This window comes from Amycolatopsis rifamycinica, from assembly GCF_000695625.1.
GTDB classification, from domain to species: domain Bacteria; phylum Actinomycetota; class Actinomycetes; order Mycobacteriales; family Pseudonocardiaceae; genus Amycolatopsis; species Amycolatopsis rifamycinica.
In genome coordinates this window covers 1-12,924 of record NZ_JMQI01000002.1, presented here as the reverse complement: position 1 = coordinate 12,924, position 12,924 = coordinate 1, and the positions used below count along the sequence as shown (strand labels likewise).

14 protein-coding genes are annotated in these 12,924 nt (G+C 72.9%); 6 read left to right on the top strand and 8 right to left on the bottom strand.

Going from position 1 to position 12,924, the window contains the following annotated elements; genetic code table 11:
* The first annotated feature begins 127 nt into the window (after window positions 1-127).
* Window positions 128-1,084, top strand: coding sequence for an MBL fold metallo-hydrolase (locus DV20_RS00915; RefSeq protein WP_043775396.1), 957 nt, complete (start codon window positions 128-130; stop codon window positions 1,082-1,084).
* Here the strand turns inward: DV20_RS00915 and DV20_RS00910 are convergent.
* Window positions 1,081-1,578, bottom strand: a complete 498-nt coding sequence (locus DV20_RS00910) for a MarR family winged helix-turn-helix transcriptional regulator (protein WP_043775394.1) — start codon at window positions 1,576-1,578, stop codon at window positions 1,081-1,083. The genes DV20_RS00915 and DV20_RS00910 overlap by 4 nt on opposite strands.
* 76 nt (window positions 1,579-1,654) lie before the next feature.
* On the opposite strand from DV20_RS00910, the gene DV20_RS00905 reads away from it, so the two are divergent.
* A complete protein-coding gene (locus DV20_RS00905) occupies window positions 1,655-2,560 on the top strand; it encodes an EamA family transporter (protein ID WP_043775393.1) in 906 nt (301 codons plus the stop codon).
* On the opposite strand, the gene DV20_RS45725 is transcribed toward DV20_RS00905, so the two are convergent.
* Window positions 2,555-2,731: a hypothetical protein gene (locus DV20_RS45725; RefSeq protein WP_051735749.1), complete on the bottom strand. Its 177-nt coding sequence runs from the start codon at window positions 2,729-2,731 to the stop codon at window positions 2,555-2,557. The two genes, DV20_RS00905 and DV20_RS45725, sit on opposite strands and share 6 nt — an antisense overlap.
* Window positions 2,732-2,938: 207 nt before the next feature.
* Here DV20_RS45725 and DV20_RS00895 point away from each other — a divergent pair, with 207 nt between their 5' ends.
* Entirely contained in the window at window positions 2,939-3,745 is an 807-nt protein-coding gene (locus tag DV20_RS00895) for a lipase family alpha/beta hydrolase (protein ID WP_235190671.1), read from the top strand.
* Here DV20_RS00895 and DV20_RS00890 read toward each other — a convergent pair.
* The 4 genes from DV20_RS00890 to folP all read right to left on the bottom strand — a co-directional run bounded on the left by DV20_RS00890 (window position 3,735) and on the right by folP (window position 7,599).
* A complete protein-coding gene (locus DV20_RS00890; RefSeq protein ID WP_043775390.1) occupies window positions 3,735-4,577 on the bottom strand; it encodes an ABC transporter permease in 843 nt (280 codons plus the stop codon). The two genes, DV20_RS00895 and DV20_RS00890, sit on opposite strands and share 11 nt — an antisense overlap.
* Window positions 4,574-5,485: an ABC transporter ATP-binding protein gene (locus DV20_RS00885; RefSeq protein WP_043775388.1), complete on the bottom strand. Its 912-nt coding sequence runs from the start codon at window positions 5,483-5,485 to the stop codon at window positions 4,574-4,576. Before DV20_RS00885 ends, DV20_RS00890 begins: the two co-directional genes overlap by 4 nt.
* Window positions 5,482-6,600, bottom strand: a complete 1,119-nt coding sequence (locus tag DV20_RS00880) for a hypothetical protein (RefSeq protein WP_043775386.1) — start codon at window positions 6,598-6,600, stop codon at window positions 5,482-5,484. Before DV20_RS00880 ends, DV20_RS00885 begins: the two co-directional genes overlap by 4 nt.
* 117 nt (window positions 6,601-6,717) lie before the next feature.
* Window positions 6,718-7,599, bottom strand: a complete 882-nt coding sequence (gene folP / locus DV20_RS00875) for a dihydropteroate synthase (RefSeq protein ID WP_051735731.1) — start codon at window positions 7,597-7,599, stop codon at window positions 6,718-6,720.
* 97 nt (window positions 7,600-7,696) lie between these two features.
* Between folP and DV20_RS00870 the strand changes: the two genes are divergently transcribed.
* Window positions 7,697-8,344 (top strand): rhomboid family intramembrane serine protease, encoded by a 648-nt coding sequence (locus DV20_RS00870; RefSeq protein ID WP_043775382.1) that lies wholly within the window; start codon window positions 7,697-7,699, stop codon window positions 8,342-8,344.
* Between the two features lie 105 nt (window positions 8,345-8,449).
* The gene (locus DV20_RS00865; RefSeq protein ID WP_051735730.1) at window positions 8,450-9,202 is read left to right on the top strand and encodes a trypsin-like serine peptidase; all 753 of its coding nucleotides are present in this window, start codon (window positions 8,450-8,452) and stop codon (window positions 9,200-9,202) included.
* Window positions 9,203-9,266: 64 nt separating this feature from the next.
* Here DV20_RS00865 and DV20_RS00860 read toward each other — a convergent pair whose 3' ends face one another.
* Together DV20_RS00860 and DV20_RS00855 are read right to left on the bottom strand one after the other, a co-directional pair.
* A complete protein-coding gene (locus DV20_RS00860; protein WP_043775381.1) occupies window positions 9,267-10,094 on the bottom strand; it encodes a DUF11 domain-containing protein in 828 nt (275 codons plus the stop codon).
* A gap of 177 nt (window positions 10,095-10,271) precedes the next feature.
* Window positions 10,272-10,904, bottom strand: coding sequence for a TetR/AcrR family transcriptional regulator (locus DV20_RS00855; protein WP_043775379.1), 633 nt, complete (start codon window positions 10,902-10,904; stop codon window positions 10,272-10,274).
* 86 nt (window positions 10,905-10,990) lie between these two features.
* Between DV20_RS00855 and DV20_RS00850 the strand changes: the two genes are divergently transcribed.
* Entirely contained in the window at window positions 10,991-12,727 is a 1,737-nt protein-coding gene (locus DV20_RS00850) for a TIGR03086 family metal-binding protein (protein WP_043775377.1), read from the top strand.
* Window positions 12,728-12,924 lie beyond the last annotated feature (197 nt).

The following is a 12,924-nucleotide window of genomic DNA, read 5'->3' as shown; positions in this document are numbered from 1 at the left end:
CGGGACCGATCCGAAAAAAATCTCGACCGGTCAGCCGACAGAAATGGGCGGAAACATTCCGGGAGAAACCGCGCAACCTCACCCGGTGACCGTCGTTAACCGCATCGTCCGTTCAGGGGAGGAAAGCATGCCGGCCGTCAGATCGAACATCGTCCCGCTGCGCCACGCGCGGCCGGGAGTGGTGGCCTACGTGAAGAGCCCGGCCGAGTGGTTCGTCGCGAACAGCGGCTGGATCCAGGGCACCGAGGGCGTCGCCCTGATCGACACCTGCGGCACCGAGCAGGCGACGCTGGAGCTGCTGCGCGACGTCCGCAAGTACGCGGGCGACCAGGAGCTCACGGTCGTCATCACGCACGCGCACGGCGAACACCACAACGGACTCGGTGTCGCCCTGCGCGACGGCGGGACGGCGCTGGCCGCGCCGGGCAGCCTCGACCTGGTCAAGGCCGGGCCGCAGACCTACGGCAACGTCTTCACCTACACCCGCTGGGGCGTGCTCGAGCCCCCGGAGCCCGGCGCGGTCCGGCCGGTGACCGGCTGGCAGAAGCTGGACCTGGGCGGCGCGGTCGTCGACGTCGTGGCGGTGCCCGGCGTCGCGCACACGGCGGGCGACCTGGTGGTGCACGAGCCGCGGTCGGGCACGCTGTTCACCGGCGACCTGGTGTTCATCGGCGACACCCCGATAGCGGTGCACGGGTCGATCCCCGGCTGGCTCGACGCGCTCGCCTGGCTCCAGGACACGTTCCGGCCGCGCACGCTGGTGCCCGGCCACGGCCCGGTGGCCACGCCCGGCCACACGGCCTTCCACGGGATGCGCGTCTACCTGGAATGGCTGCTGGAGGCGACCACGCGGCAGTCCAACTTCGCGAAGCTGGCGAAGCAGGCGTCGATGCGGTGGCCGTCGTGGCGGAATCCGGAGCGCCACATCGGGAACCTGATGCGCGCGTACGCCGACCAGCACGGCCGGAAGCTCGATGTCGATCTGGCGATCGACGCGGTGCTGGCCGCGGCGGGCGGCCGGATCGACCTGGATCTGCTGCTGGGCGGCGAACCGGTCCGGCAGATCTCCTGGGCGATCTCCTAGGCGACCGAGCCGCCCAGGCTCTCCAGCAGGGTCCGCAGCGTCGCGGCCAGCCCGTCGCGCTCCCCGGCGTCCAACGCGGCCAAGATGCGGTGCTCGGTCTCGACGTGCTCCGGCAGCACCCGATCGATCAGCTCGCCCCCGGCTTCGGTCAGCCGTACCCGCACCCCGCGGCCGTCCGCCTCGTTCGGAGTGCGCTCGACCAGGCCCCGCGCCTCCATCTTGTCCAGGCGCTGGGTGATCGCCCCGGACGTCACCATCGCCGACCGCATCAGCTCGGTCGGGGTCAGCCGGTACGGCGGGCCGCTGCGGCGCAGGGTGGCGAGGACGTCGAACGTCGCCCGGTCCAGGCCGTGGCGGGCGAAGGTCCGGCGCAGCTCCGCGTCGACCAGTGCGCTCAGCCGGGCCAGGCGGCCGATCACGGCCATCGGGGAAACGTCGAGGTCGGGACGCTCGGCGTGCCACTGCGCCAGTATCCGGTCCACGTGGTCGGCCATCGCCCCAGCGTAACCGATGCCTTAGCGGTAAGTGAAAGGGTAGCCAATTACCTTAGCGCTGAGGTAATCTACCTTAGTGCTCAGCAAACAGCTCGTCCTCACCGCGCTGGCCCCGGCCCTCTGGGGCACCACCTACCTCGTCACCACCGAGTTCCTGCCGCCCGACCGACCGCTGCTCGCCGCCGTCATCCGGGCCCTGCCCGCCGGGCTGCTGCTGGTCGCGCTCACCCGCCGCCTGCCGAAGGGCGACTGGTGGTGGCGCTCGCTCGTGCTCGGCACGCTGAACATCGGCGCCTTCCTCGCGTTGCTGTTCGTCGCCGCCTACCGGCTGCCCGGCGGGGTGGCCGCCACCCTGGGCGCCCTGCAGCCGCTGCTGGTCGCCGGCCTGTCCACCGGCCTGCTCGGCGAACGCTTCACCCGGCGCACGGTGCTCGCGGGCATGGCCGGGGTCGCCGGCGTCAGCCTGCTGGTGCTGCGGGCCGGCGCGCGGCTCGACGCGCTCGGCGTCGCCGCCGCGGCCGGCGGGGCGATCGTGATGGCCGTCGGGGTCGTGCTGAGCAAGCGCTGGACGTCCCCCGCACCCCTGCTGGCGACGACCGGCTGGCAGCTCGTCGCGGGCGGGCTGGTGCTCGTCCCGGTCGAGCTGGCCGTCGAGGGCGCTCCGCCCGCGTCGCTGTCCGCGGCGAACCTCGCGGGGTACGCCTACCTGTCGCTGATCGGCGCGGCGTTCGCGTACGCCTTGTGGTTCCGCGGGATCCGCGCGTTGACGGCGACCCACGTGACGTTCCTCGGGCTGCTGAGCCCGGTGGTCGCCACCCTGCTCGGCTGGCTCGTCCTCGGCCAGCGGCTGACGGCGTGGCAGCTGCTGGGCGCCGCGGTCGTGCTGGCCGCCGTCGTGGCCGCGCAGTGGCGGCCGCCGGTCCGGACGGGCGCGGTCGATCACCGGTCTCCGGCCACCGCTCGCCTGCACGTCCGGCTATAGCTTCACGACGACCTCGCCGGGTACGACCGGCGTGTCCCCGAGCAGCTCGCACCGGGACACTCCGGTGCTCGACGGCACCGGCCGCGCCCGGCCTCTCACCTCCTCCGCCGGCTGTCCGCACGCGACCAGTTCCGCCACGAGCACGACGAGCACCACGATGCGAATACGCATGACCGGCTCACCCCGATCCGTCTCCACCACTCCCACCGGGCACACGGCGGCGACCGGGGAGCCGTTCAGGCCTTCCCGGCCCGTCACCGGATCGGCCGAGCCATCCGGAGCCCCCCTCCAGGTCACTTTCACGTGAAAGTGTTCCGGAGGGCGGTCCTCCGGGTCACTTTCACGTGAAAGTGCCCCGGGCGGCGGCATGATGGAAGGGTGCGAGTTACGGCTTGGTGGGGCGGGCTCAGCCCGCGACGGCGGCTGATGCTGAGCAGCGTCGCCGTCGCCGTGGTGGCCGTGGTCGTCGTCGCCCTTGCCGCCGCATCGGGGGCGAAAGCCGCGCCCGAAGCCGGGACGCCGGACCAGAACACGCCCGGCCCGGTGCTGCTCGTCCCCGGCTACGGCGGCGGACGCGGTGCGCTCGAAACCCTCGCCGAACGGATCCGGCAGGCCACCGGCCGGTCCGCCGAGGTGCTCACCCTGGCCGGCGACGGCACCGGTGACCTCGTCGAACAGGCCGCCGTCCTCGCCGACGCCGTCGAGCAGGCCTACCAGCGAGGCGCGCCCTCGGTCGACGTCGTCGGGTACTCCGCCGGCGGGGTCGTGGCGCGGCTGTGGGTCAGCCGGGAGGGCGGCGCGCACCAGGCCCGCCGGGTCGTGACGCTCGGCGCGCCGATGCACGGCACCGGCCTGGCCACGGCGGGCGGCGCGCTGGTCCCGGGCGGCTGCCCCACCGCGTGCGTCCAGCTGGCGCCGGGCAGCAGCCTCCTGCAGGAGGTGGCCAAGCGGCCGCTCCCGCCCGGCCTGCCGTGGCTGTCGCTCTGGACGGAGAACGACGAGACGGTGACCCCGCCCGACTCGGCCCGGCTCGACGGCGCCGTCAACGTCGCGCTGCAGGAGGTCTGCCCCGGCAACCAGGCCGGCCACGGCGACCTGCCCACCGATCCCGCCGTCACCGAGATCGTCCTGCAGGCCCTCGGCACTTCCCCGCTGGAAGCGCCCGCCGAGTGCCTCAGCTCGTGACGTCCTTCGTCGCGAAGTTCGCCCACGCGGCCCCGAAGAACACCACGATGTAGCCGGCCTGCAGCAGCAGCCCGTGGTCGATGTTGCGCCACAGCACCGGATCCCGGAAGAAGTCGATCCAGGACAGCCAGTAGTGCGTCGGCAGGTAGGGCTTCACGGACGCGGCCGCGTCCAGGGTCTCCAGCACCGAGCTCGTGATGAGCACGGCCAGCCCGCCCAGCGCCGCCCCCAGCGCCGAGTCGGACACCGTCGAGAGGAAGACGGTGATGGCCGCGAACCCGAGCATCGACACGACGATGTAGGTCACCGCGCCCAGCAGCCGCAGGCCCAGCGCCGAGGAGCTGAGCGACTGCCCCGACAACGACGTCACGCCGGTCGGCTGCCCGCCCGGCCCCGCCACGCCGGGGTTGCCGCCGGTGCCGAACAGGATCACCCCGAGCACCAGCGACGTCAGCACGACGATGACGATCGCCGCGGTGACGTACACGGCGAGGGCGACCATCTTCGCGCCCAGCAACCGGGTCCGGCCGGCCGGGCGCACCAGCAGGTAGCGCAGGGTGCCGGTGGCCGCCTCGCCCGCGATCGCGTCGCCCGCGGTGACGGCGACCGCGATCGGCAGGAACAGCGGCAGCACCAGCGCGAGCGCGGCGGCCGGGTACAGCGCGCCGTCGTTCACCACCGCCGAGAGGAACGCCCCGCCCTGCCCCGGCGGCGGCGCGAAGTCCGCCGTCGCCAGGAAGACGCCGACGATGGCGGGCAGCAGGCACAGCAGCAGCACGCTGAACCAGACCCGCGGCCGCAGCGCGAGCTTCCGCAGTTCGACGCCGATCATCCCGCCGCCCCGAACCGGTCCGAGCCCGGACCCGTCACGTCGAGGACGACCTGTTCCAGCGTCCGCTGTTCGGCGTGGATCGACGTCACGCGCACCCCCGCCTCGACGAGCAGGACGTTCAGCGCCGCCGGGTCGTCGTGCCGGATGACCAGCCGGTCGCCGTCGCGGGCTTCGAGCTGGCCGTCGAGGACCGCGGCCGCCGCGGCCGCGTCCGGCGTGCCGACCAGGACCCGGCCGGTGGCCGCCCGCAGCGTCGCCAGGTCCTCCTCGAGCACGAGCCGGCCGCGGTCGACGACGCCGACGCGCGTGCAGAGCTGCTCCACCTCGGCCAGCAGGTGGCTGGACAGGAACACCGTGGTGCCGCCCGCGTTCAGCTCGACCAGCAGTTCGCGGATCTCCTTGATGCCCTGCGGGTCGAGCCCGTTGGTCGGTTCGTCGAGGATCAGCAACCGGGGCCTGCGCAGCAGCGCGCCGGCGAGCCCGAGCCGTTGCCGCATGCCGAGCGAGTACGCCTTCACCGGCCGCTGGTCCACCCCGCCCAGCCCGACCTGGTCGAGGGCTTCGTCGATGCGACGGCGTCGCGTGCGCCGCCCGCCCCCGCGGCCGGCGGCGTCGAGCAGCGCCAGGTTCCGGCGCCCGGACAGGTGCGGGTAGGCGGCCGGGCCTTCGACGAGCGCGCCGACCTCCGGCAGCACCTCGGCGACCCGCTTCGGCACCGGCTTGCCGAGCACCTCGATCTCCCCGGCGGTCGCGTAGACCAGGCCGAGCAGCATCCGGACCAGGGTGGTCTTGCCGGAGCCGTTGGGGCCCAGGAAGCCGTAGCGGTCGCCTTCGCGGACTTCGAGGCCGACCGCGTCGACGGCCACCGTGCGGCCGTAGCGCTTGGTCAGCGCGTGCGTGACGATCACGGGCCGCTCCGGCGCAGCCGCGACAGCTCGTCGGCCGCGGACTTCAGGACGGCCGGCGTCACCGTCCCGGCCAGCAGGTAGGAGCGCCGCGAGACCGACGACCGCACGATGCCCAGGGACAGCGGGGTGATCGACAGCTGCACGACACTCCCCGCGGCCAGCTTGACCTGCACGGCACCGGCCTTCCCGGCGGCGTCGCCCGCCGCGTTGGCCACCGCCCGCGGCACGGCGATCACGGCGAAGGCGGCCAGCCCGCGGCCGTAGAGCGCGGCGCCCTGCACGCCGCCGAAGCCCGACGACACCACCGGCCGCCCGGCGAGTCGCGACGGCAGCGTGACCTGGCTGAACGCGCCGAGCGTGTCGGTGACGTCCGGGGCGCTCGCCACGGTGAACCCGGACCCGAGCACCGGCCGCGGCGCCTCGACCACCGGCGTCGTCTGTTCGAGCTCCCGGAACTCGGTCACCAGGATCGGCGCCTCCTGCCCCCGCGCGGTCACTTCGACCCGCACCGCGACCCCGGTCACCGGGTCCGCCCAGACGTCGACGCGCCCGAGGGTCGTGTCCGGATCGGCGGGCACGAGCCGCAGCCCGGACGCGGCGACCCCGGCGACGTTCCGCCCGGGCAGCGCGCTCACCGGATCGCCGGTCGCCGCGCGCAGGATCCGCCGCGCGAGCTCGGGCGGCAGCAGGTCACCGGCCCGCGGCAGCCGCAACCCCGGCTCGCCGATCAGCTCGGTCAGCGTGTTGTCGCCGTAGTCCCAGGTGTATTCGCCGTCGGGGAGCCGGTAGACGTCGTGCTCACCGGCGGTGCCCAGGATGTCGACCCGGTAGCGGTCGGGCCCGGCGTACCAGGCGCGCATCGGCGTCCGCATCGAGAAGAGCGCGGTGACGGCGGCGAGGTTCGGCAGCTCCGGCAGGGCGAGCGAGCCGGCGCTTTCGGCGTAACCCTGGTACGGCTTTTCGGCGGAGTCCAGCACGAGCGTGCGCAGTTTTTCCGGGTCGGCCGCCGCTCCGGCGGGGGCGAGCGCGGCAACGACCGACGGCGCGGAAACCAGCACCACGGCCACGGCGGCGACGACCGCCCACCGGCGCCGCTTCCCGTGCCGCAACCCCATCGGACATCACCTCTTCGTCCTTTGTACGCCATGGCTCCGGGTTCGCAGGTAGTTCCCGCTCCGGTTCTCCGCACCTCGCGCGGGTCGGCCGGGGCCCGGCGGTTAGTCCACAGTGGACTACCGAGCGGTGGCGGCCTCGAAACGCGCGACCGCTTCCACGGCTTCGCGTGTCTCGCGGACGTTGTGGGCTCGGAAGACCGCCGCACCCGCGTGCGCCGCTATCGCCGTGGCCGCCAGGGTGCCCGCCAGCCGGTCGTGGGCTTCGACGTCCAGCGTTTCGCCGATGAGGTCCTTGTTCGACAGCGCGACCAGGACCGGCCAGCCCGTGTCCACCAGGCGGTCGAAGTGGCGGAGCAGCTCGAGGCCGTGGCGGGTGCTCTTGCCGAAGTCGAACGTCGGGTCGACCAGGATGCCGCCGCGGGGCACCCCGGCCGCGGCCGTGCGCGCGGCCGCGGCCGTCAGCTCGGCGACCACGTCCGCCACGACGTCGTCGTATCGGGGCCAGAACGGCCGCTCCGGGGTCGGTGCCGGGTACGGGTCCGTGCGGACCGGCATGCCGCCGACGTGCGAGCAGACGTAGCCCGCGCCGTACTCCGCGGCCACCTCGACCAGCTTCGGGTCGGCGCCCGCCCAGGTGTCGTTGAGCAGGTCGGCGCCCGCTTCGCAGACCCGGCGGCCCACCTCGTGGCGCCACGTGTCGACGCTGATCACCAGACCCGGGTGGCGGCGGCGCACCTCGGCGACGAACGGCACCACCCGGCGGCTCTCCTCGCCCACGTCGACCTCGGGGCCCTCGCCCGCCTTCACACCGCCGATGTCCACGATGTCGGCGCCCGCGGCCACCGCGCGGTCCACCGCGTCCAGGGCCGCGGTGTCGGCGAAGGTCGCGCCCTTGTCGTAGAACGAGTCGGGCGTGCGGTTGACGATGGCCATGACCAGGGCGCGGTCGCCGGGCATGCGACGGCCCCGGAAGACCATCTCCGGCCGGTGTGACGTCATGGTCCCAACCCTGCCAGGTCACGGGTGGGTCCGAAACGGCGCGTCCGCGGCCCGCGCCCGTTATCCTCGGGCGCGCGAACCGAGCATGGGGGACGAAATGACCGAGGAACCGGCCCGTAGCGACGCCGAGGCGATGATCGCCGAAGCCAAGAAGGCCCTGTGGGTGATGGTCGGCCTGCTGGCCGTGCTGTGGGTGGTCCAGCTGATCAACGCGCCCAGCGGCTACGACCTGAGCCGCGAGTACGGCATCGAAGCACGCGACCCGTCGTCGCTGCCGGAGATCCTCAGCTCCCCCTTCCTGCACTTCAGCTGGGCCCACATCGAAGGCAACTCGGGACCGCTGTTCGTCTTCGGCTTCCTCGCCGCCTACCGCGGGGTGAAGAAGTGGCTCAGCGTCAGCCTGCTGATCATCGTCGCCAGCGGCCTGGGCGTCTGGTTCATCTCGCCGTCGCACTCGGTCACGGTCGGCGCCAGCGGCCTGGTCTTCGGGTACTTCGGCTACATCATCGTGCGCGGCCTCTTCGACCGGCACCTGATCGACATCGTGATCGGGCTGGTGATGGCGCTGTGCTTCGCCTACCAGTTCGCGTCCCTCCTGCCGACCGAGGAAGGGGTCAGCTGGCAGGGTCACCTGTTCGGCTTCGCCGGCGGCATCGTCGGCGGCTGGCTGTTCCGCGACCGGCGGCCCAAGGCGGTCGCCGCCCCGGACGCGGCGACCACCCTGCTCCCGAAGAACCTCACCTAGGCCGGCGGGTCCCGCCGGGCCGATGCGGCGCTGTGCGGTCGCTATGAGGTCGCTGTGCGTCCGGCGCCACACGCTGCGGATACGGCGGCGCTGTGGTGACCTGGAGTGGTGGCGATCAAGTTCCCCCGCACCGCGCTGACGGCCGCGGCGGCGTTGCTGGTCCTGGGGACCGGGCTGGTCCTCGGCACCGGCACGACCGCCGACGACGCCTACGCCGAGGGCGCGCCGGCCCCGGTCACCACGCCGCCCGCGGTCACCACGTCGGCCAAGCCCGCGGCGTCTCCCATCGGGGCGCTGTTCGCCGACGAGAGCCACTTCTGCACGGCGAGCGTCGTGCACTCCGCCGCCGGAGACCTGGTCCTGACCGCCGCGCACTGCGTCCGGGACGGCATGGCCTTCGCTCCCGGCTACCACGACGGCGTCGCGCCGCTCGGGATGTGGGCGGTGACCTCGGTGGCCGTGGCCGACGGCTGGACGTCCTCGGCCGACCCGGATCTGGATTTCGCGTTCCTGACCGTCCGGCAGGCCGGAAACCCGGCCGCGCTGGAAAGCCTCACCGGCGCGAACGTGCTCGGCACGAATCGCGGATTCGAGCACCGAATCACCCTTACGGGCTACCCCGACACGGTCGATTCCCCGGTCGTTTGCGACGGGGACACCGCCCGTTCCGGCACGTATCAGCTGCGCGTCGCGTGCCCGGGTTTTCCGGACGGAACCAGCGGCGGGCCGTGGGTGGCCGACGGCGCGGTCATCGGCGTGATCGGCGGTTACCAGCTCGGCGGCGACACCCCGGACGTTTCCTACAGCGCGTATTTCGACGACGACATCGCGAAGCTGTACGCGTCGGTGACCGGCTAGAAAAGGCCGAACCGGGCCCGTGTCCTGGCGGTGGACATGAGCCCGGTTCGGCGGTTCGCGGACCTCAGCAGGTCACGATGAGCCCGGTCAGCGCCGCGCACGTCTTCGACGCGCTGTCGTTGGCGGGGTTGGGATCCGACGGCGAGCTCGCCGTCCGCCGCGCCGTCGCGGTGTACGAACCGACCGCGAGCAGGCCGCCGTTCACCGAGAACTTCGGCGTCGCCGACGCGCCGCTGGCCAGCGAAGCGACGTCGCAGTTGACCGTCCGGGTGCCGCTGACGTGCGCACACCCCGAGCCGCTGGCGAAGGACAGGCCCGCGGGGAACGTGGCCACGACCCGGATCCCGGTCGCCGCGGACGGGCCGATGTTCGTCACGGTCAGCGCGTAGTCGATGCGCGCGTTCAGCCCGCCGTGCCCGGTGGCGCCCAGCGCGACCTTGACGTCGGCGTTGGTCACCGGGCTGCCGATCGTGATGACCGGGCCGTCGAAGGTTTCGAAGGAGTAGTTGTCGCCGACGAACTGGTGCTGCAGCGTGAACTGCCCCGGCGCCGCGGTGTCCTTGACGCGCAGCGTCCACACCGTGGTCTTCGTGCCGCCCGCCTCGAGGTCGCCGAACGCGGCACGGTAGCTGCTGCCGGCCTGGAAGCAGCCGACCGCCGTGGTGTTGGTGCAGGAGACGACGTCCACGACGTCGGTGATCGCGGTCGGCGTGCCGTAAATGGCGGCCTTCGCGAAAGTCACCGTGAAATCGCGGTCGTTGTGAATGGTTTGCGTGACCGTGAATGTCTGTCCCGGCACCACCGTGGTGGGACTGACTCCGACGGAACTGGTGGGCGTGTCCGCCTGCGCGGCGGGGGCGAGCGCGAGGAAAGCGGTGGCCAGTGCGGCCACCGAAGACAGGATCGTGGTCCGTCGCCAGCTTCTTTGCATAGTCGTCATCTCGCTGTTCCGGTCCGGGGATGCCGCTCTGACTGATGGTGCAATGGGGTCTTTTTGGACAGCCGACGCTGATCAGTCGTCACCCTTCCGGAATTCGTTACCGCCATCGGACGCGTCGCGGCGGCGCCTTCAGGCGGGGCGCCAGCGGCCGTTCATCTCGCCGGGCCGCGGCGGCGGGCCCGGCAGATCCGGGCCTTTCGCCGCCAGCCCCTCGATGAGCAGCGCGAGGTACCGGTGGCGCAGCTGCGACGTCCGCTCCGGGTCGTCGACGCGGATGGCGGCGCAGCATTCGAGGATCATGCCGATGTCTTCGGCGACGGCGTCCGGGCGCAGGCGCCCGGTTTCGCGCGCCCGCTCGACCAGGTGCGTCGTCAGCTCGCCCGCCCGCCGCGCGTCCCGGCCCATCTCGGGAGTCGGGGTGAACGTGCCGGCGAGGTGGACGGTCAGCGAGTGCACGTCGAGTTCGACGATCCGGGCGAGGAAGCCGGTCAGCGCCGCCCAGCCGTCCGGCTCCTCCGCGGCGAGCTCGGCTTCGCCGATGTACAGCATGAGCCCGTCGTGACAGATGTGGCGGAGCAGGGCCTCCTTGCTCGGGTACCGGCGGTAGAGGGCGCTGATGCCGACGCCGGCGCGCTCGGCGACCTGCGAGATCGGCGCCTTCGGGTCACCCAGGAAGACGTGGCGGGCGGCGTCGAGGATGACGATGTTGTTGCGGGCGGCCTGGCCGCGGCGCCCGGGCAGGGCGGTCTCCGTCTCACTCATGCCTCCGAGATTAACACTGGAACGGATCGTTCCGGTCTGCTACAGTTCGGAACGAAGCATTCCGTTCCACGTCGAAGGAGCCAGTCATGACGGTCCCCGCCCTCCGCCCGTTCCGCGCCGAGGTCCCGCAGTCCGCCCTCGACGACCTGCAGAACCGCCTGCGCGGGGCGCTGTGGCCGGACGACCTGCCCGCCGAGTACGGCGTCACGAACGAGCGGGTCCGCGCGCTGGCCGAGTACTGGCTGGAGAAGTTCGACTGGCGGGCGTTCGAGGCGAAGCTCAACGCCCACCCGCAGTTCGTGACGGAGATCGACGGCGAGACCATCCACTTCCTGCACGTCCGCTCGTCGCGGCCGGACGCGACGCCGCTGGTGCTGACCCACGGCTGGCCGGGCTCGATCGTGGAGTACCTCGGCGTGATCGGCCCGCTGACCGAGCCGGCCTCGGCCGACGAGCCGGCGTTCCACCTGGTCATCCCGTCCCTGCCGGGCTTCGGCTTCTCGGGCCCCACCAAGTCGGCAGGCTGGGGCACGCACCGCACGGCGGCCGCGTGGGCCGAGCTGATGAGCCGGCTGGGCTACGAGACCTACGGCGCGGTGGGCAACGACGCGGGCTCGATGGTTTCGCCGGAGATCGGGCGGCTCGCGCCGGAGAAGGTCGTCGGCGTGCACGTCACCCAGCTGTTCGCCTTCCCGTCCGGCGACCCGGCCGAGATGGCGGACCTGAGCGAAGCCGACCAGGCCGCGCTGGCGCACCTGCAGTGGTTCTACGAGAACATGTTCTCCTTCAACACGCTGCACAGCCAGCAGCCGCACACGCTGGCGTTCGCGCTCGCGGACTCGCCGCTGGGCCTGCTGGCGTGGAACGCCCAGCTGTTCGGCGAGCACCTGGACCCGGAGTTCGTGCTGGCGAACGTGGCGCTGTACTGGCTCACCCGCACGGCCGGCTCGTCGATCCGCTTCTACTACGAGAACGCGCACGAGACCGCGCAGCCGGAGGGCCCGACGACGGTCCCGACGGCCCTGGCGATGTTCGCGGGCGACTTCCAGTCGATCCGGCGGTTCGCCGAGCGCGACCACGCGAACATCGTCAGCTGGAACAGCTACGACGTGACGTCGAGCAGCGGCGGCCCCCGCGACGCGGCGGGCCACTACGCGGCCCACGAGGCCCCGGACGTCCTGGTCGGCGACATCCGCCGGTTCTTCGCCGGCTTGACCGGCGGCTCGAACGGCGGCTCGGATGACGGCTCGACCGGCGGCTGGCCGATCCTGGCGGCGGCCCACGAAGCCCTGCGCGCGGCGATCGCGGGCGTGCAGGACTGGTCGGCCCCGACGCCGTGCTCGGAGTGGAACGTCACCCAGGTCCTCCAGCACGCAGCAGGCGACCAGCTCGGCTACGCGGCCGCGATCACGGGCACGGGCGGCCCGGACTTCAACCCGTTCGCCCCCTCGGGCTCGCTGACGGGCGAGCCGGCGGAGTTCCTGGAGCCGACGTTGGCCGCCGCGGCGGCGGCGTTCGCCACGGTGCCGGAGAACGCGACGGAGGTCCCGACGCCCCTGCCCCAGGGAGCCCTCCCGGCCCCGGTGGCAGCGGGAGCGGCAGCCTTGGACGCGGCGGTCCACGCATGGGACATCGCAACGGCGGCGGGCCGGCAATCCCCGCTGACGCCGGAGCTGGCCGAGCAGCTCATCCCGGTGGCCGAAGAACTGGCCGACCCCCTGCGCGGCTTCGCCTACGCCCCGGCCCTGGAGCCGGCCTCCAACGACGACGCGGTCGCGAAGCTGCTGCGCTACCTGGGCCGCAACCCCGAGTGGACCGCCTGAGAAAGAACCCGAGTACGCCGGGGAGCCGCGGTCGCGGTCCCCCGGCAAACTCGCACGCCCGCCCCCGGCGCACCCACCCTCAGCGCATCCACGCTCGACGCACCCGCGCCGGCCTCCTCACCGCACCCCGAGCTCCCCGGCTCCCGGCTCCCGGCTCCCGGCTCCCGGCTCCCGGCTCCCGGCTCCCGGCTCCCGGC

Coding starts and splice junctions, on each gene's coding strand:
- DV20_RS45725 (WP_051735749.1), bottom strand. CDS start 2,731: ATGCGTATTCGCATCGTGGTGCTCGTCGTGCTCGTGGCGGAACTGGTC.
- DV20_RS00870 (WP_043775382.1), top strand. CDS start 7,697: ATGACCGAGGAACCGGCCCGTAGCGACGCCGAGGCGATGATCGCCGAA.
- folP (WP_051735731.1), bottom strand. CDS start 7,599: ATGACGTCACACCGGCCGGAGATGGTCTTCCGGGGCCGTCGCATGCCC.
- DV20_RS00915 (WP_043775396.1), top strand. CDS start 128: ATGCCGGCCGTCAGATCGAACATCGTCCCGCTGCGCCACGCGCGGCCG.
- DV20_RS00850 (WP_043775377.1), top strand. CDS start 10,991: ATGACGGTCCCCGCCCTCCGCCCGTTCCGCGCCGAGGTCCCGCAGTCC.
- DV20_RS00910 (WP_043775394.1), bottom strand. CDS start 1,578: ATGGCCGACCACGTGGACCGGATACTGGCGCAGTGGCACGCCGAGCGT.
- DV20_RS00880 (WP_043775386.1), bottom strand. CDS start 6,600: ATGGGGTTGCGGCACGGGAAGCGGCGCCGGTGGGCGGTCGTCGCCGCC.
- DV20_RS00855 (WP_043775379.1), bottom strand. CDS start 10,904: ATGAGTGAGACGGAGACCGCCCTGCCCGGGCGCCGCGGCCAGGCCGCC.
- DV20_RS00890 (WP_043775390.1), bottom strand. CDS start 4,577: ATGATCGGCGTCGAACTGCGGAAGCTCGCGCTGCGGCCGCGGGTCTGG.